Source organism: Priestia sp. P1_B12_1 (assembly GCF_056406695.1).
Map to the genome: position 1 here is coordinate 123,610 of NZ_JBFTZR010000009.1, position 17,329 is coordinate 140,938.

Annotated in this window: 17 protein-coding genes, 1 tRNA gene and 1 rRNA gene; 5 read left to right on the top strand and 14 right to left on the bottom strand. The window is 36.7% G+C overall.

All coding sequences use genetic code 11. From position 1 onward, the window contains the following. Window positions 1-251: 251 nt before the first annotated feature. Window positions 252-1,532, top strand: a complete 1,281-nt coding sequence (locus tag AC1D0Y_RS23445; RefSeq protein WP_013055219.1) for an MFS transporter — start codon at window positions 252-254, stop codon at window positions 1,530-1,532. Between the two features lie 130 nt (window positions 1,533-1,662). Next, a protein-coding gene (locus AC1D0Y_RS23450; protein ID WP_477707947.1) for an IS3 family transposase occupies window positions 1,663-2,813 on the top strand; the annotation gives its coding sequence in 2 pieces (ribosomal slippage) (window positions 1,663-1,933 and window positions 1,933-2,813; 1,152 coding nt in all). 72 nt (window positions 2,814-2,885) lie between these two features. On the opposite strand, the gene AC1D0Y_RS23455 is transcribed toward AC1D0Y_RS23450, so the two are convergent. Next, the gene (locus AC1D0Y_RS23455; RefSeq protein ID WP_028410213.1) at window positions 2,886-3,884 is read right to left on the bottom strand and encodes a LacI family DNA-binding transcriptional regulator; all 999 of its coding nucleotides are present in this window, start codon (window positions 3,882-3,884) and stop codon (window positions 2,886-2,888) included. Window positions 3,885-4,021: 137 nt separating this feature from the next. Further along, window positions 4,022-5,353: a prolyl oligopeptidase family serine peptidase gene (locus AC1D0Y_RS23460; RefSeq protein WP_477707948.1), complete on the bottom strand. Its 1,332-nt coding sequence runs from the start codon at window positions 5,351-5,353 to the stop codon at window positions 4,022-4,024. A 269-nt stretch (window positions 5,354-5,622) separates the two neighbouring features. Here AC1D0Y_RS23460 and AC1D0Y_RS23465 point away from each other — a divergent pair, with 269 nt between their 5' ends. Next, a complete protein-coding gene (locus AC1D0Y_RS23465; RefSeq protein ID WP_016762907.1) occupies window positions 5,623-5,832 on the top strand; it encodes an alpha/beta-type small acid-soluble spore protein in 210 nt (69 codons plus the stop codon). 227 nt (window positions 5,833-6,059) lie between these two features. Here the strand turns inward: AC1D0Y_RS23465 and AC1D0Y_RS23470 are convergent, their stop codons facing one another. From AC1D0Y_RS23470 to AC1D0Y_RS23485, 4 genes are all read right to left on the bottom strand, one after another. Then, entirely contained in the window at window positions 6,060-6,287 is a 228-nt protein-coding gene (locus AC1D0Y_RS23470) for a hypothetical protein (protein WP_028410211.1), read from the bottom strand. 75 nt (window positions 6,288-6,362) lie between these two features. Further along, window positions 6,363-6,854 (bottom strand): YflT domain-containing protein, encoded by a 492-nt coding sequence (locus AC1D0Y_RS23475; RefSeq protein ID WP_028410210.1) that lies wholly within the window; start codon window positions 6,852-6,854, stop codon window positions 6,363-6,365. Between the two features lie 174 nt (window positions 6,855-7,028). Then, a complete protein-coding gene (cls, locus tag AC1D0Y_RS23480; RefSeq protein WP_477707949.1) occupies window positions 7,029-8,480 on the bottom strand; it encodes a cardiolipin synthase in 1,452 nt (483 codons plus the stop codon). A 468-nt stretch (window positions 8,481-8,948) separates the two neighbouring features. Continuing rightward, window positions 8,949-9,779, bottom strand: a complete 831-nt coding sequence (locus AC1D0Y_RS23485; RefSeq protein ID WP_477707950.1) for a GNAT family N-acetyltransferase — start codon at window positions 9,777-9,779, stop codon at window positions 8,949-8,951. Between the two features lie 148 nt (window positions 9,780-9,927). On the opposite strand from AC1D0Y_RS23485, the gene AC1D0Y_RS23490 reads away from it, so the two are divergent. Next, a complete protein-coding gene (locus tag AC1D0Y_RS23490; RefSeq protein ID WP_013081589.1) occupies window positions 9,928-10,101 on the top strand; it encodes a hypothetical protein in 174 nt (57 codons plus the stop codon). A 160-nt stretch (window positions 10,102-10,261) separates the two neighbouring features. After that, a complete protein-coding gene (locus AC1D0Y_RS23495; RefSeq protein WP_477707951.1) occupies window positions 10,262-10,798 on the top strand; it encodes an SH3 domain-containing protein in 537 nt (178 codons plus the stop codon). Between the two features lie 53 nt (window positions 10,799-10,851). On the opposite strand, the gene AC1D0Y_RS23500 is transcribed toward AC1D0Y_RS23495, so the two are convergent. The 8 genes from AC1D0Y_RS23500 to rrf all read right to left on the bottom strand — a co-directional run bounded on the left by AC1D0Y_RS23500 (window position 10,852) and on the right by rrf (window position 17,297). Next, window positions 10,852-10,974: a YjcZ family sporulation protein gene (locus AC1D0Y_RS23500; protein ID WP_081085221.1), complete on the bottom strand. Its 123-nt coding sequence runs from the start codon at window positions 10,972-10,974 to the stop codon at window positions 10,852-10,854. Between the two features lie 229 nt (window positions 10,975-11,203). Next, window positions 11,204-11,965, bottom strand: a complete 762-nt coding sequence (locus AC1D0Y_RS23505) for a M15 family metallopeptidase (protein WP_060745356.1) — start codon at window positions 11,963-11,965, stop codon at window positions 11,204-11,206. 208 nt (window positions 11,966-12,173) lie between these two features. After that, window positions 12,174-13,190 carry a 3D domain-containing protein gene (locus AC1D0Y_RS23510; RefSeq protein WP_477707952.1) on the bottom strand — a complete coding sequence of 339 codons (1,017 nt, stop codon included), beginning with the start codon at window positions 13,188-13,190 and terminating at the stop codon, window positions 12,174-12,176. 278 nt (window positions 13,191-13,468) lie between these two features. Next, on the bottom strand, window positions 13,469-15,241 hold the full coding sequence (locus tag AC1D0Y_RS23515; protein WP_060746211.1) for an extracellular catalytic domain type 1 short-chain-length polyhydroxyalkanoate depolymerase: 1,773 nt from the start codon (window positions 15,239-15,241) through the stop codon (window positions 13,469-13,471). Between the two features lie 247 nt (window positions 15,242-15,488). Then, a complete protein-coding gene (locus AC1D0Y_RS23520; protein WP_028410203.1) occupies window positions 15,489-15,986 on the bottom strand; it encodes a GNAT family N-acetyltransferase in 498 nt (165 codons plus the stop codon). A gap of 352 nt (window positions 15,987-16,338) precedes the next feature. Next, complete coding sequence (locus tag AC1D0Y_RS23525) at window positions 16,339-16,944, bottom strand: hypothetical protein (RefSeq protein ID WP_164796965.1); 606 nt, start codon at window positions 16,942-16,944, stop codon at window positions 16,339-16,341. A gap of 149 nt (window positions 16,945-17,093) precedes the next feature. Continuing rightward, a tRNA-Met gene (locus AC1D0Y_RS23530) sits at window positions 17,094-17,170 on the bottom strand. A gap of 11 nt (window positions 17,171-17,181) precedes the next feature. Further along, window positions 17,182-17,297, bottom strand: a 5S ribosomal RNA gene (gene rrf / locus AC1D0Y_RS23535). Between the last annotated feature and the right edge of the window lie 32 nt (window positions 17,298-17,329).

Genomic DNA, 17,329 nt, shown 5'->3' on the forward strand with positions numbered 1-17,329 from the left:
TTTTTTATCTATTTATCGATGAAACATAAAGAAATTCTCTATATTTAAGTATTTTTATCATGAATTCAGTGATTATTTCCTTACATACTAATATTTTTATGATTAAAATGATTTGATTGAAAATTATATATATTAAAAATTTTGATTGACGTTCAAAAAATGTAAGCGTATACTTCTTATCAAATAGATTAAGCGCTTAACCAAATTAGTTTGATGTTTTACACAAAATAATCGATCTGGTGGTGTGAAAAATGAATGAATTTATTTCCAGAAAAACGGCTTTAGACAGGATTGGGATCCCTTCTCATTTAACGTGGGGATACATAGGTATTATTGTTTTTATGATTGGCGATGGTTTAGAACAAGGATGGTTATCTCCTTATCTTGTAGAACGAGGTTTAACCATTGAACATGCTGCTTTACTGTTTACTGTTTATGGCATTACGGTCTCAGTTTCTTCCTGGTTCTCCGGCGTACTGGTTCAGCTGTGGGGTCCTAGAAAAGCAATGGCATTCGGCTTGATATCCTTTATTATTGGTTCCATTGGATTTATAGGCTTAGGACTTCATATTATGAATTACACAATTATACTAATTTGTTATGCTCTTAGAGGATTTGGTTACCCTTTATTTGCTTACTCATTCTTGGTCTGGGTGTCTTATCGCACGCCCCAGGAAATGCTTTCAAAAGCAGTAGGCTGGTTTTGGTTTGTCTTCCAGCTCGGATTAAGCGTAATCGGAGCCTTTTACTCAAGTTATATGGTTCCAAAAATTGGCGAAATCGCTACCTTATGGAGTGGTTTACTTTTTGTTTTGATCGGTGGAATCTTTTCGATTATTATGAATAAAGACAAGTTTACCGTACAAAAAGTAAACGATAATAAAACAAAAGAATTAATGAAAGGGATTACAATTGCATTTGAGAACCCTAAAGTAGGGATCGGCGGCATCGTAAAGATTATTAACTCTGCTGCTCAATTTGGATTTGTTGTTTTCTTGCCAACATATATGATGAAACATGATTTTACGATGAGTGAATGGTTGCAAATCTGGGGTACATTGTTTTTTGTGAATATGGCTTTTAATATTATTTTTGGTATTGTTGGAGATAAGTTTGGCTGGGTAAATACAATCAAGTGGTTTGGCGGAGTTGGATGCGGAATTGTAACACTTGCTCTCTACTATGTACCGCAATTCGTCGGACATAATTATTGGGTAATGATGATTGTCGCATGCTGTTACGGTGCAACACTAGCAGGTTATGTTCCTCTTACAGCGTTAGTGCCTTCTTTAGCTCCGGAGAATAAGGGAGCTGCGATGTCTGTGTTGAACTTAGGATCTGGACTTTCTGCTTTTGTAGGTCCTTTAATTGTAACCGTTTTTATTGGTCTTTTGGGCACGGGCGGCGTAATTTGGATCTTTGCTTGCTTGTACTTCTTTGGTGCTTTTCTAACTGGTTTCCTTACGATTCCAACAGAGACAACTATTAAAGGCGAAACAATAAACGAAGTCAAAAGTCCGGTCTCTCTATAAATATGCTTAAGAAGAAAAAGCTGCAGGTGTCTCAACGGGACTGACCCCCTAGAGTGAGACAAATAAAAAACACCTTTAAGTTAAAAAACGGGTATGTAGTACCTAACAATAACTTGGAGGTGTTTTTTCTATGGGGACAAGAGTCAGTTATCCGGTAGAAATAAAATTAAAAGCGATTGAAATGAGATTAGCTGGTATACCTGTAAAAGAAGTATTATCACAGCTGAATATTCCTAATCATACCCAATTAAAAACGTGGATGACATGGTATAAAAATGGAGAAATGCATCGATTTGAACAGCCTGTAGGTAAGCAATATTCATATGGGAAAGGTCCTGAATTTAAGAGCAAGACGTCTAAGTTAGAGGCAGAGAACCGGCAGTTAAAGCAACAGATTGAGATCTTAAAAAAGTACAAGGAATTGGAAAGGAAGTGGTACCAGAAATCGTAGTGAACACAGTGGAAGAGCTAAAAGGTCAGGTGCCTATTTATCAAATCTGTTTACATCTTAATATCCCTCGTTCCACGTACTATCGTTGGAAGCAACATACAAAACGGGATACATTAAAGAAATGGATGGAACAACAAGTTGGTGAACAATGTCATAAACACAAGTTTCGATATGGCTATCGAAAGATTACAGCATTACTCAATCGAACGATGAAGATGAATCATAAGTTTGTGCAACGTGTCATGCAGAAGTATGGTTGGCAATGTCGCGTAAAACGGAAGAAACGTCAGCGAACAGGGCAACCTTATCAGGTTGCAGAGAATGTATTAAATCGTGACTTTCGAGCTGATCGTCCTCTTCAAAAACTAGTGACGGATATTACCTACTTGCCTTTTGGGCCTAAACAGTTGTATCTTTCAAGTATTCAGGATTTATTTAACGGAGAAATCATTGCGTATTCCATTGGTGATTGTCAAAACGTAGCGTTTGTTTTAGATACGTTAAGTCAACTTCCTTCTTTGCCTGAAGGGTGCACGCTGCATAGTGATCAAGGTTCCGTGTACACATCGTATGCTTATCAACAAAAAATCAAAGAAAGAGGCATTACCATGAGTATGTCCCGCAAAGGGACTCCCGCAGATAATGCCTCTATCGAATCGTTTCATTCCTCGCTAAAGTCTGAAACGTTCTACCTTGACGAGTTGACATACACTACGACCACCATCGTAGAGCAAACCGTCAAAAACTATATTACGTATTATAACAATGCCCGTATTCAAACAAAACTAAACAACCAGTCACCTGTACAATACCGGCAACTGGTCGTTTGAAAGGTGTTTTGATCCCTGTCTCAAAAACAGGGGTCAGTCCCCAACACCTGCAGCTTTTTTACCTTCTCTATTTTATAACTTTTTTACGGACGCACGTTCTACTAGTTCGGGAATAATTGTTACTCGCTGTTTCGCATACTCTTCTTTTTTCATAGACTTTAACAGCTGTTCAAACGTACTAGTAGCCATCTGAGAAATGGGTTGTTCAATCGTTGTCAAACCCGGCTCAGCAATATCAGCATAAATCGTATTATCGAATCCAATTACCGACAGATCTCCCGGGATCGAAAGCCCATGCTTCCTTGCCTCGTTTATGAGCGATACCCCAATTAGATCTGTACATGCAAAGACTGCTGTTGGCCTATTAGGCAAGGAAAGCAGCTGTTTACTGGCTCTCCTGCTATCTTCTACTGTTGAATAACAGCTGATAATGGACTGATTTTCTAGTGATAAATTTGCTTCTGTGAGCGCTTGTTTAAATCCCGCTAATCGTCCTTCACTGCTTTTCCTATCTTTTTCAGTCATAATCGTTACCGATTGATGACCTTTTTCTATTAAATACGTACCTGCGATATATCCTCCGCGAACGTTATCAATTGTCACTACATGCGTTGAAATAGAAGGATGGTCAACTGAAAACAATACAAGCGGTACATCATGCTTCACGATCTTCTTTACGAGCTTCGTATCATTTAGTTCGGTTGCGATAATGATTCCATCTACTTGTTTTTTAAATAAAAGATCTATATATTCATGCTCGCGCGCAGTTTGATGATCTGTACTGCATAAAAAAAGCGTGTATCCCGCTGCTCTAGCACTATTTTCAAAAGCTCTTGCTACCTCCGCAAAAAAAGGATTGGAGATATCAGGAACTAGAACACCGATCGTGTACGTCTTTTTTCCTGTTAACGCCGCTGCCACACTGCTAGGCTGATAATCTAATTCCATCATTACTTCATTCACTTTTTTTATCGTTTTTTCACTAATACGGCCTGTTTGATTGATTACTTTGGATACAGTGGCTATCGATACCCCTGCTTTTTTCGCGACATCGTAAATGGTTGGTTTCACTTTCACTGTTCCTTTCTTCGTGATCTCTTTCCTTATTTTATCACGAAAGTATTCAATCGTTTATTTTAGATACAGTCTTTCGTTTTAAAAGAGAAATAAAAAAGCTGTTCAATGTGCAACAGCTTTTTTTAAAATGATTAATTTTTCAACGATTGTTCACTTATCCATTCCATTATGCTTGTTGTGGTTCCGTTTATTTTAGCGTTGGGTTCATTATTATAAAGATATATCCAAGATGAATGTCCATTATACTGATAGGGCGAACCATCGTTATTTTTATACAAGCCTGTGGTGTCATGCACATCCTCAAATAGTGATAAATAAACATTATTTGCATGGCTTTTCACCAAACGTTCATAAGTTGGAAGAGTGTTAATTGTTGGCGGAAGGACCGTATCATTCTTAGCGGCTACGAACCAAATAGGTGTTTCTTTCATCTTTTCAATATCTTGATTCGTAATTAATCTATCATTTAGTCCTTCACATACTGGAAATGCTGCTGCAAAGTATTTTGGATAATCACGAATCATAAGCATAGTCATATATCCGCCGTTAGATGCTCCTCCGATATAGATTCTATTGGGATCAATATCAGGGTTTTTAGAAACATATTCTTCAATTAAGGCCATCAGTGATTCTTTATAAATAGAAGTTCCATCCGCTTTACCCGTATAACCATCCATCCATTTTGTTGGCGCTTGCGGTACTAAAACGTAGGCACCTTCAAAATAAGCCTGAGTTTCTTTTGTGATAAAACTAACAGCTTTATTGGCAGATAAGGGAATTGTTGCATCTGTTCCTCCCTCTCCTCCACCATGTAGCCAAATGATTAATGGATTCTTTTTCTTATCCTTTGCCGGCGCATGACTTGCGTATGCTAATTCTATATTTTGATATATACCTTTTTTAATTGTAAAATCATCTACGAGTTCTTTTTTCTCTCCCGCAAACTTTTTCACTACAAGCCCTGACAACTTTCCTTTATTTGTTATCATGTCTTTTTGCTGAGTAATGGTATATTGACTGTCTACCCATGCATTTAATCCTGTACCATATTCATCATAATTTAGTGGTGCTCCTAATGAAACAGCTGGTCCAACTTCCATTTCTAAAACTGCATATTTTCCAGTATGTACGGCTGGTTGTCCATCTTTATCGGATACATAGGCTTTTTTTACTGTACGATCTCCTTGTTCCAATAAAGACGGTTCTAATCGACTATCACTTCGAGCCACATGCACCTTAAACGTTTCTTTTGTAAGTGAATTCGTTGGAACAGGTTCACCTAAGTCAATAATAATTTTTGTGATCGCCGCTCCCCAGTCATAAATCTCTGTCACTGTACGATAGGATGTAGCTTTTTCATGCGTCTGCTTCGCCAGCGCTGCTTTCTCATAAGAGAGTACACTGCCAATTGCTAAACTCAATATAATAGCCAATAGTACAGACTTTTTTAACCTTTGATACATGGCAAATCTCCTCCTTTTAAATAGAATAGGAATATTAAAATTTTCCTTCTATCTCAACTATTTTGTAACCGCTTACTTACTTGTGTTCTATTTTACTTGTCCCCTCTCTCTTTCTACACATAATTATTTTCCGTTACCTAGCGGAAACTTTTGGTTCTTTATTCCAATAAGCATATTCTATAAGTCCCTGAAAAAATTTTTTATTTTATGTATAAAAACTATCTATTAATCAAATCATAATCTTAACCTTATAAAAGGAGTTGATTATGATGGCAAACAGCAGAAATAAGAGCAGCAATGAATTAGCAGTACACGGTGCTCAACAAGCAATCGATCAAATGAAATATGAGATCGCTAGCGAATTTGGCGTAACTCTTGGTCCTGACACAACTGCACGCGCAAACGGCTCAGTAGGCGGCGAAATCACAAAACGTCTTGTGCAAATGGCTGAACAGCAACTTGGCGGCGGACGTTTCTAAATCACTATCATAAGCAATACGGCTGGAGGAAGAGCGAATGACCGTTCTTCCTTTTCCCATTTTTACATAATCTCTTATCGCGTTTCTTCTCCTCTATATGTATCTAAAACAAAACCTCTCCATAACGTTTACGTTCCATTATATAAGGTTCTCTTTCTCTCACAATAGATTGTTTATGATAAAACATAAAAAGAAGTCCCTTTTATAGGAACTTCTTTCATCTCACTCTATAAATGTGCAAGCTCTTTAGATATCTTTTCGGTCTTTGCTTTTAGCTGCTCTTGCTGACCTTCTAAGTCAGCAAGAACAGCTAGCACTTCCGTATTCTCTGGTTCTTCTTCATACTGTTTTAACGTAGCAACAAGAGACTGTGAAACTTTGATGAGCTTCTGATTAACTTCTTGCTGCTGTTTTAAATAGTCAAGTTCATATTCCGTTTTTTCTAGATTTCTCATCGGTCCCCTTCCTTTCGTTAACTAGCTTTTATTTAAGAACGCAGTCTTTTATTATCGCATTTGGTTACTTCAACATTACCTTATTTTATTTTCGTGATTGCCGTATAACATTTTTTCATTCATTGGGTCAGCTGATTTTTCAGCAGGTGTCACTGCTTGTCCTAGAGCTGAATTGTGTTTATCATGCTCAACTGCGTCTACCATCAGCAAAACTTTTCCTTTTTTAAGATCAGATACATATGAGGAAGCTTCTGCAGCAGGTACACCATATTCGGTTAATTGATTTTCGATTCGATTAACATCTTGATCCATTTTTTCTTCAGACGGAGTAAAAGCATTTTTTATTTTCTCCATAAAGGATTGATGGTGTTTTGAGTGTTGATCTGTATCAACTGTTTGCACATCAATTCCTGCAGAATGCTCAATCGCTTCTGTATTTTCATGACGCAGGCCACTGTTTGTCAAAACAGAAAGTGCACTGTCCGGATATCCCTGTGTTTTTAAATTTCGAATCGCTGTAATAACGGCTGCCTCTGAATCATACGTACCTACTACATTTTTTGTCATTTTCTATTCCTCCTAGGTATTATCATTTTTTAGCTTGTTATAGTATTAATACCCTTGGATTTTTTGGTAAAACTTTTTAACTTTATCTCTAGCTCTCCTTACAAGGAGAAACCAATAAAACAACAGACCTGAATCTAAAAATTCAAGTCTGTTTCATGATATCAATGATTTGTATTACAAAATTGGTGACAGTAAGCGAGATACCGCTTCTTTAAATTTTATAAGAAGAGAGCGCTCTTTATATCGTTCGAGCGTTAATTTTGAACTGCACTGCACATCTTCAAGAAACAGGTTCTGCAACTTTTTGGAAATAGGCTTGTCATATACAACTGCATTCACTTCAAAATTAAGGCTGAAACTTCGTGGATCAATATTCGTCGTTCCTACAGAAGACACTTCATTATCTACTACAATCGTTTTAGCATGCAAAAAGCCTTTTTCATAGAGATAAATTTGCGCACCATACGTCAGCAGCTCGCCTACGTGAGACCACGTAGCCCAATAAACAAAAGGATGATCGGGTTTGTTTGGAATCATAATATGAATCTCCACTCCAGATAATAAAGCAATTTTACAAGCATCCATAAAGCTTGCGTCTGGAATAAAGTAAGGCGTTTGAAGGTACACACTTTCTTTGGCCGACATAATCAATGAGATATACATGTTTTTCAGATGCTGAGTAGTCGAGTTTGGCCCGCTTGCTACAATTTGTACAGGAACCGTTCCAGAATGAGTTTCTGTACGATGCAAAAATTGTTCCAGTTCAATTGGCTGTTTTGTTGCTTGATGCCAATCTAAAATGAACCTCCCTTGAATATCGTTCACTGACTCTCCTTTAATGCGAAAATGAGTGTCTCTCCAATAACCCATTTTTGGATTTAACCCTAAATATTCATCTCCTACGTTAAATCCTCCTATGTATGCTACTTCACCATCAATAATACAAAGCTTTCGATGATTTCGATTGTTAATCCGAAAATTAATTAAGCGAAGAATTGAAGGGAAAAACGCCTGTGCTTCGCCGCCATATGAAATAAGCTCCTTAAAAAATGATGGCGTCATTTTTCTAGATCCTACTTCATCATAAAGAACGCGAACCTTTATGCCTTCTTTTGCTTTTTTTGTTAGCTCATCTCTTAATTTTTTCCCAAGATTATCTCGTTGAATAATATAATATTGAATATTAATTTCTTTTTTAGCATTTCGAATGTCCTCAAACAATGCATCAAATTTCTGATTACCATCACTAAAGATATCAATTTCATTGTCCGTGCGCACGAGTGACTTAGAAGAATTTAAATTAGTGAACAGCAATTTATTATGTTGAATCAATAAATCATTTCGATACTCATGGGTAGCTTTAAGTTCTTTTAATTGTTCATCTACTGAAGATCTTAAATATTCCCGCTCATCAGATGATAACTTATAAAAGTTCTTCTGTTTTAGCTGTCTTCCAAAGAATAGATATACAATAAAGCCGACAATCGGTATAAAAAATAAAATAAGAAGCCACGCCCATGTAGATCCTATATCTCTTCGTTCGATGAAAATAAGAATACCGGCTAATAAAACATTAATAGCTGTTACAACAGATACACTTAGTGTAAAGATATGGGCAAATTCCATCCTATTACTCCTTTCTTTCTACTGCATTGCTTTATTAACTCATTTCCGTTTTTAACGCTTTCATTCACTTTACTATACATAACACAGATTGCTTCCTTTTTCACCTTTAGGATTCAAATTTTTTCTTTTTTGCTACACTAAAAATGTGAAATATTTCTTTTATGGTGTATTAAAAACAAGGGGGGAGATAATTTGTTTTTTTCGTTTATTTTTCTTAGCCTCATCAATGTATTTGTCAGTATTAGCCTGGGGTATACGGCTTATCAATTATTTAGAAAAGCATTTATTGGAGGTATTCTTACGTGTATCCTTGCTTGCAGCGCTCCTATCATGTTTGTATGGCCTTCCCTGTTTCTATCAACGGGCATATCACTTTTTCTCTACTTTCTCATTATTTACTCAAAAAAGCACATATCATCTAATATATAAATAAAAAACACGAAAATCTAAGATTTCCGTGTTTTTTATCTACAAGCTGTATACGTAATAATCCTGCACGTGATATGAATTGAAACCGCATGTTTCGTAGAGTTGCAAAGCGCGTTTGTTTTTTGCTTCAACCTCAAGAAATATATCATATCCTAGCCGAAGCTGCTTTAAAACAAATTGTTTTAAAGCAGCTTTTCCTATTCCCAATTTTTGATAAGAAGGTAAAATACCAAATCCATAAATCCATGCTTCGCTTTTATCATACGATACCCTTAACTTTCCAACCGCTTGACTATTGTACTCTACGATAAAATGAATTTGCTGTTCTTCCGTTTTCGTTTGTTCATAATAAGCAGCTGCTTCTGTTAAAGACATACCAAAGCATTCCACATCAACTTGCATTTCCATTTTCATATCGGTATCTGATTGGGAAGAGCGAAGTGTAACAAAGGGATTATCATCTTCCAATTCTTTTTTTGTCCACTTCATTTGATATTCTGAAAAAGTAAATGAACATGGAATTTGCTTTAAGAACTTCCTGCCTGAAACCGAATCGCCAGGAGCATTTAATAAAATCCCTGTATACCCACGCTTCTTACATATATGTAAAGCTTGAGAAAACAGCTTTGAAAAAATCCTTTTTCGGCGATAGCTAGGAGCGACCATTCCGCATATTTCTACTGTATTCCCAAACCCATAAAGACCAATAAACCCAACAAGCTGATTATCTTCATAATGAAAAAAATCGTTAACTTCATTTTGTTTTCGACTTCGTAACATATCAAAATTCAGCTTTAGCTCTATGTGCTCTTCTTGTTCGCAAATAGACTGTAGCTTTTGTATATCTTCTAACACATGTTGTTCTAACATAAAACGCCCCCTGCATTCTTCTTTTTATTATAAGTTCGGCTTTATTTAACTTTTTCCTTTCATCTTTAGCGCAATAGTCGAATAATTATAGGGTAAAAGCAAGATCAAAAAGCATATAGAGTAATCAAACTAAATAGGCGGGGTGCTTATGAAAAAGACCATTTTAATAAGTTTTATTGCACTAGTTGCTTTAACCATTATTTATTGCCTGCAGAAAGAATTTATTTTCGCTTTAGCTTTGTGGAGCATTTATGGAACAGTATTATCTGTTTTTGTATATTTTTCTTTTTACAAATCAACGGAAGATCGCGAGGAGGAGTAATAATAAAACTATTAAAAGGTCGGTGAAATAAACTTTTTTACAGACCTTTTATAAATTTACAACTGGGATATATGTTGGTAACAACTTAGAAACAAGTAACCCTTATTCTTAGTGTTATAGAAAAGTTATTACCTATTTCACTAAGGAGTTGGATATTTGTATGAAGACAATTACAAAATCTATATCAGTTTTAGCATTAGCAGCGGGCTTTACTTTTTCATCTCTATCTGGAACACTGCCATTCACTCACGAGCAAACAGCAAGTGCAGCAGAAAAAATAAACGCACCGTTTAGCGTATATGAAGTGACCGCAAACGTACTCAATATACGTTCAAAACCTAGCACTCAGGGAAAGATTCTTGATACAGTAAGAAAAAAAGATCAAATTGAAGTAGTCAAGTTTGTAAATGCAGACTGGGCTGCCATTAAAATAATTGGCGGCACCGGATATATCAGTACTTCCTATTTAATGAAAGTCCCTACTACTGTTCATACAGCTGCTAACCTTAATTTACGCACAGGGCCTAGCACAAGCAACAAAGTTGTAACAACTATTCCTAAAGGAAAAAGCGTCAGCTTCTTAGCTTGGGGCTACTCCAAAGATAACAAGCTTTCATTTGATTGGGCTTTTGTAGAATACAACGGCTTTAAAGGATATGTAAGCACTTCGTACTTACAGTTACCTACTTATAGATAAAAACAGATAACTCCCTTGAATTATTTCAAGGGAGTTTATTTATGGACACCTTATTAATAGTGCCCTGCCCATGAAGCACCGATGATAATTAGTAAAATAAATAGCACAACGATTAGCGCAAAGCTACTTCCGTGACCTACTCCGTACCCATAACCATAACCTCCGTAAAAACTCATTTTCTTTCACCTCCCTTTTTTGTAGAATATGTGAAGGGAAATGAAAACGAACATGAGCATTCTTTATCACAAAATTCATTATAATTTATAAACGTTAACTCTTTTACTAGTAAGGCATAGGATATAGCATCCCGTGGTTCATCTCTACATCTTTCCCTCATTCCACCTTTTAAACTAAGGATATATTTCAGCAATACAAAAAAAGAAGAGTTTATATCACTCTTCTTTTTTATTGAACCGGATTATCAACTTGCATGTAGTCATTATAATATTCTTCTAACGTAATTCCTTTCTTAGACACTTTAGAGGCGAGTTCTTTTCCGACAAATCGTATATGCCACGGCTCATATTTATAACCTGTAATCTGCTGCTTTCCTTCTGGATAGCGAACAATGTATCCGTATTTATATGAATTTGCTTCAATCCATTTGGCTTCTGGAGTATCTTTAAAACAATCTTGAGCTGCACACTTACCGGTGCTGCTTGATACATCTATACTTAAACCAGTCTGATGTTCACTGCTGCCCGGGTGAGCGCTGTAATGATTAGCTGCCGCTTCTCCATCTTGTTTTATATACGCTTGATAAAGAGATTCTTGACGGCTTTGAGAACGATAGGCAGAAACACCGGCTAAGTAAATTCCTTCTCGTTCAGCAGCTGAAAACATCCTTTCTAATGCTTTTGCTGCTTCTGTACGCATTTGGCGCTTTTCAATTTTTTCTTTAAATATAAACCGAACGTCCGGGTATACAAGGTCAGTGGGTTCATAGTGATCAGGAAGAAGATTTTGCTTGTTTACTAACACAGCAATGGATTCTGGGTTCCCTACAGTTTCTATACTATTCTGCTTCTGTTTAGAAGAAGATAAAGGATTATGATCAGACGTATTCAAATGATCATCGTGCTGAAATAATCCCTGATAGCCTAGATACGAGAATCCTGCGATAACACCCAGCACTATTAGTAAAGCCATTTTTTCATAAAGTTTCATATTTCTATACTCCTGACATATTTTCAGCTTTTTAGGACACTCAAACATTGTATATAAATCAAGAAATAATTACTAATATAACAAACTAATTCCTACTATAAATTTTAGTATGCCCGGACCTAATTTTTTCAAACGTTCATTTTAAGCATAAAAAAAGAGATGTCTCCTAAAAGACATCTCTCTTTACTTCTATTCTATAAGACTAGTATTAGTCGATAACTGTAATTTTAACTGATCTTCTGCCCCAGTCTTGTGCAGCACTATCTGAAGAAACGAATACATCAATTCGATTTCCTTTAATTGCGCCACCTGTATCTGCTGCTACAGCTTGACCATAACCTTCAACATATACTTTTGAACCTAATGGAATAACGCTAGGATCAACCGCAATTACTCGTTGATTTGGATTTGATTTTAAATTTACTCCAGTAGCTGTTGTACCACTGCATCCAGCACAGTTAGCTGTATAAGCTGTTGCTTCAACAGTCATAGACTTGCCGCTAGCTTGCTGTTGAGACTGCTGTTGCTGCTGTTGCTGCTGTTGAGCTGCTTGTTGCTGTTGCTGAGCTTGTTGTTGCTGAGCTGCTTGCTCTTGTGCTGCTGCTTGAGCTTGCTCTTGTTCTTTTTGTGCYTGCTCTTGTGCTGCCTKTGCTTGTGCTGCTGCTTGAGCTTGCTCTTGTTCTTTTTGTGCTTGCTCTTGTGCTGCCTKTGCTTGTGCTRCTTGAGCTTGCTCTTGTTCTTTTTGCGTTTGTTCTTGTGCTGCTTGTTCTTGCTGAGCTTGTGCCGTTTGAGACTGCTGCGCTTGTGGAGCTGCCTTTGCTACTGGCGCACTAGCTGTTTGAGATTGAGCTGCTTGTGCCGTTTTAATTTTAAATTGTTCTCCAGGGAAAACTAAGTCTGATGTTAAACCGTTCCATTCTTTAATTTCTTCTACTGTTACGCCATAATGTTGACCGATTGACCACAAAGTGTCACCACGTTTTACAGTATGTACGATTTCTTTTATGCTAGATAAGTTTAGTGTCTGATTTGGATAAATTAGTGTTGATGTTAAGTTATTAGCATCTTTTAGCTCGTCTACGCTCACATTATGATTTTGAGCGATTTTCCATAAAGTGTCACCTTTTTGTACTTCATACGTTCCGCTTGTAGAGGCAGATGCTGCACCTACAAATCCTGCTGAAAGAATTGCCGTTGTCCCTAGAGTAAATACAAATTTCTTCATTTTCCGAATACCTCCTTATTTACTCAATGACTGAATGATACCACCTGTTCATTTCACTTCCATTACAGGAATATTTTACTTTTATTACGGATTTAATTAATTTTAAACATTTTCTTGTAATATTTCTGACAATTCATTTTTGAATAATGATTAAATTTCGTCAAAATCATGTCAAAATTTGAAGAAAACTCTATAAAAAGTTGGAGTTGTATTCGGTGATAAAAGTAACTTATCAGCAAAAAAACCTTCTAAAAGCAGTTAGCTTTTAGAAGGTTTTTTTACTGATATGAAACAGTTAAAATTGGAGAATATGCAGGATTGTCGCCCCCATAAATTTCAACTACGTCACTTAAAAAGTCCGCTGGACCTGAGCTTGACAAGCGAAACTGAGTTTTGCCGGTCCTATTCATATACCCCCAAAGCGAGGAAGGAAGTTGAATAGTTGTATATCCATTATTGAGTGAAGGCACTGACATTTGGAAGCCCGCAGAAATAGATGGTGAGGCCTGATAATCTATTTGTTCTAAAGCACTGCTAGTTCCAAATACACCGCTTTTAATATCGCCTTTCAAAGATGAAATATTACCAGTTGAAGATTTGCGATAAATTTTTAAAGATACATCCGTAACAATTGCATCATCAGGTAAAGAACTTGTATCAAAAGATAAAATGGTTCGATATGTGTCGGTATTGTACATTCCTTTATCCCCAATTTTATGAATAGAACTACTCATACCGTCAGCTGATAAGTTTCCGATAAATCCATCTTCAGCAGCAAGTGAAGAAAATACTGAAGATTTCTCTGAAGTTCCAGAAATTTGATAAACTTCCGTCTTTACTTCCTCTTGGTTGCCCGCTGCGTCTACACTAAAAAATTTTATTGTTTTGCTAGAGTTGATGGTAATAGGCTCAGAGTACTTTAGAGAATTAACAGTTGGTATGCTTCCATCTAATGTATAGTAAGTGGTGGCAGGTTCATTGGTTGATAATGTAACAGAAACAGAACTTCCATACGTTCCTCCCGCTGGTGAAGCAGCTGTAACCGGTGGGAATATATCTCCTGGATTAGGAGCATCACCATTTTTCGGATGGCTTTTAAAAAAGTTCCAGCTTAATTTAGTTGCATTTGGTCCTTTAGGATCTGTATAAGAACCGGTTGTACTTCCCCCTGACCAAGCATGTCCCATTCCTTCTATCATGTACTTTTCCATTACTGTTTTTTCTGCTGTATCTTTGTAAATATATTGCGTATAGCTTCTTCCACCAGATACTGTACCTGTTGCAGTTTGATCTGCCGTATCATCAATATTGTTATTATCCAGCCCATCAGACGCTCTATCATTTGTTTGAGCCCATTGCGATAATATTTGATGCGCATTTATAGGCGCAACAGTGTAGTCAGCTGTCCCATGAAACAAAATAACTGGAACCACTCGTTTATGATCTCCCATGGCTGAATAGGCTAAATCTCCTTGTTGGATAGGATTAGGACCTCCACTGCTCATTGCTGTATAAGCACCTGTCACATTAGTCGCTGCTTTATATTCTAAGCCAGCCCCAACGCTGATAGCCGCAAATATGTCTGGATAAGTAGCTCCCATAATAACACTCATAGCTGCACCAGCAGATAGCCCCCCAACAAAGACTTGGTCGGCATCTATTGAATAACTGCTTTTTATTTGATTGACCATTCCAGCAATTAACGCTGGTTCACCGCTTCCCCTTGATTGATGAGCCGTATCAAACCAGTTCCAACACTTATTTGAATTAGCAGAAGAGGGTTGTTCTGGATAAAGAACAAGAAACTTCTCTGTCTCCGCCAGTTCATTCATTTGTGTTCCTGCTGCAAATTGATCAGGGTCTTGAGTACAGCCATGCAGCATAACTACTAGAGGTAAGGCAGCACCTCCCTGATAACTGCTAGGTACGTACAGTTTGTATGTCCTTCCGTTATATGTTTTAGAGGTAAAACTTCCTGCGGCTGAAGAAGATACAGCACCTGAAGATAAAAAAAGTATAAAAATCATCCCTGCTATAAATAATCGTTTCATCTTCCTGCTTCCTCCTTATATTGATATGGTTATACTTAGCAGCAAACGTACATATCGGTATGGTATGGAAATGAATAAGAGTTACTAGTAAGATGATAGCAAGGTTTTATGTAATAAAATTTATATTAACTGCACGATTTGCCTACGGTTATGAGGACGAATAAAATCATTCATCTCCTAAAAAAGAAAACGCTTACATGTAATTGTAAACGATTGTGCCGATAAATACTATAAAAAAGACATACCTTTAAAAATAGGCCGGTATGTCTTCTATGGATTGCTTACTTAAGTATTCATATTGTGGCTCGCTGCAATTTACCATAGCAATGGATTGAGGATAACGTTGTAAATGAGAAGGGAGCTCCTTAAACCCAAACTGATGATAATATTCAGGAAGAATATCGCTATACAGCATAAAAATAGCGCTGCGCTTCTCTATCTTCATCTTTTTAAAAAAGTCTTCAAGCATATCGCGGCCATACCCCATTCGTTGATAAAGCTGGTGTACAACAACGGATCCAATACCATGCAAAGCAAACTTTAATCGAGGAGTTTGTAAAAGAAGCAAAATAAATGAACCAATAATTTGATCCTCTTCATTTACGTATACATACCGAATTCCATATGTTTCTTCCTTTTGATTATCTCTCACATACTCTTTGTACGTCCTGCCTTTAGGCCATGCGGCATATCCCATTTGATAGACTTCTGCCAATTCTTCAGACTTTATTTTTCTTAATAACATGAACATCCCCTCTTTATTTATAATCCCATACGTCAGCAGACATTTTTATAAAGTTAAAAATAGTTCCTGTATGTATATATTATACTTCATCCTACGGAAGCTTTCTTGCTCTGAGTGCTATTAACAGCTAATATGTGAGCTACTTTCTCAAAGAACTAGAAAGATTCCTGATAGTTGTTCCTTACCCATAGCAGTCATATATGTAAAGATACTCTTTATCATTCCATAAAAACATAGAGATGTAAATGTATTTCCAGCTTCATTTAGCATTCATTGCTTCATTACGTATTACTCCTCAAAAAAAGCATAGAAACTACGTCCTACGCTTTACAGTGAAAGTAATCATCATCTCTTAAGCTTTTTCGTTCTCTACATACTCTACTAGATGAAAGAAAAAACGATATGTAAGAACAAGAACTTCACCTATCGACATTTTTTCATTAAACTCTTTTATAGCATCTAACTCAATATTCACATCCCATAATCCATCTTTATCATTAAATAAAAGCTGGACGCTTGTTGGACTTTCATTAAGTTCTTTAGCAAAAAATTGTTTTAGTAAAGAACCGAATTTTTTTTGCATATGTAGCCCCGTTAATACTTTATATGTGCCAAACACATCATCCACTTCAAAAGAACATCCATCAAGCTTAATAAATTCGAACCATTTTGATTCTACATATAGAAATTCACTTCTGTGTTCTTTCAAGTAAGAAATGGGCGTATCTAAAAACGAAAGAGGAGATTCTTCTGCGATCAGCTCGTCCGTTTCTTTATCTACTCTTTCGATATAAGAATCTTTAAAACGTAAAGATGCCTCTTTTTCTTCTATCATCAGGTTTTGCGGTACCAACTCTTTTTGCAACGCATATTCCTTTTCTTCCTGGTATAGAGATAAAGATTGACCTTGAACGTTCATTTCTTTTTCAATATAAGTTTGAATATTACTTTGTAACATGAAAAAACCTCCTGATTAATCTGCATCACTATCTTATATCATAACCTAAACAAGTGTTTATAAATATAGCCAAACATAGCCAAACAAAAAATCCTTAGGCTATGCCTAAGGATAATAATGATATATTCAAGTATGTATAAAAGATAATTTGGTTGCGGGGACAGGATTTGAACCTGCGACCTTCGGGTTATGAGCCCGACGAGCTACCGAACTGCTCCACCCCGCGATAATAAAAATGCCTGGCAACGTCCTACTCTCACAGGGACAAAGTCCCAACTACCATTGGCGCTAAAGAGCTTAACTTCCGTGTTCGGTATGGGAACGGGTGTGACCTCTTCGCTATCGCCACCAGACAAGAGATTGCTCTCTCAAAACTAGATAACAG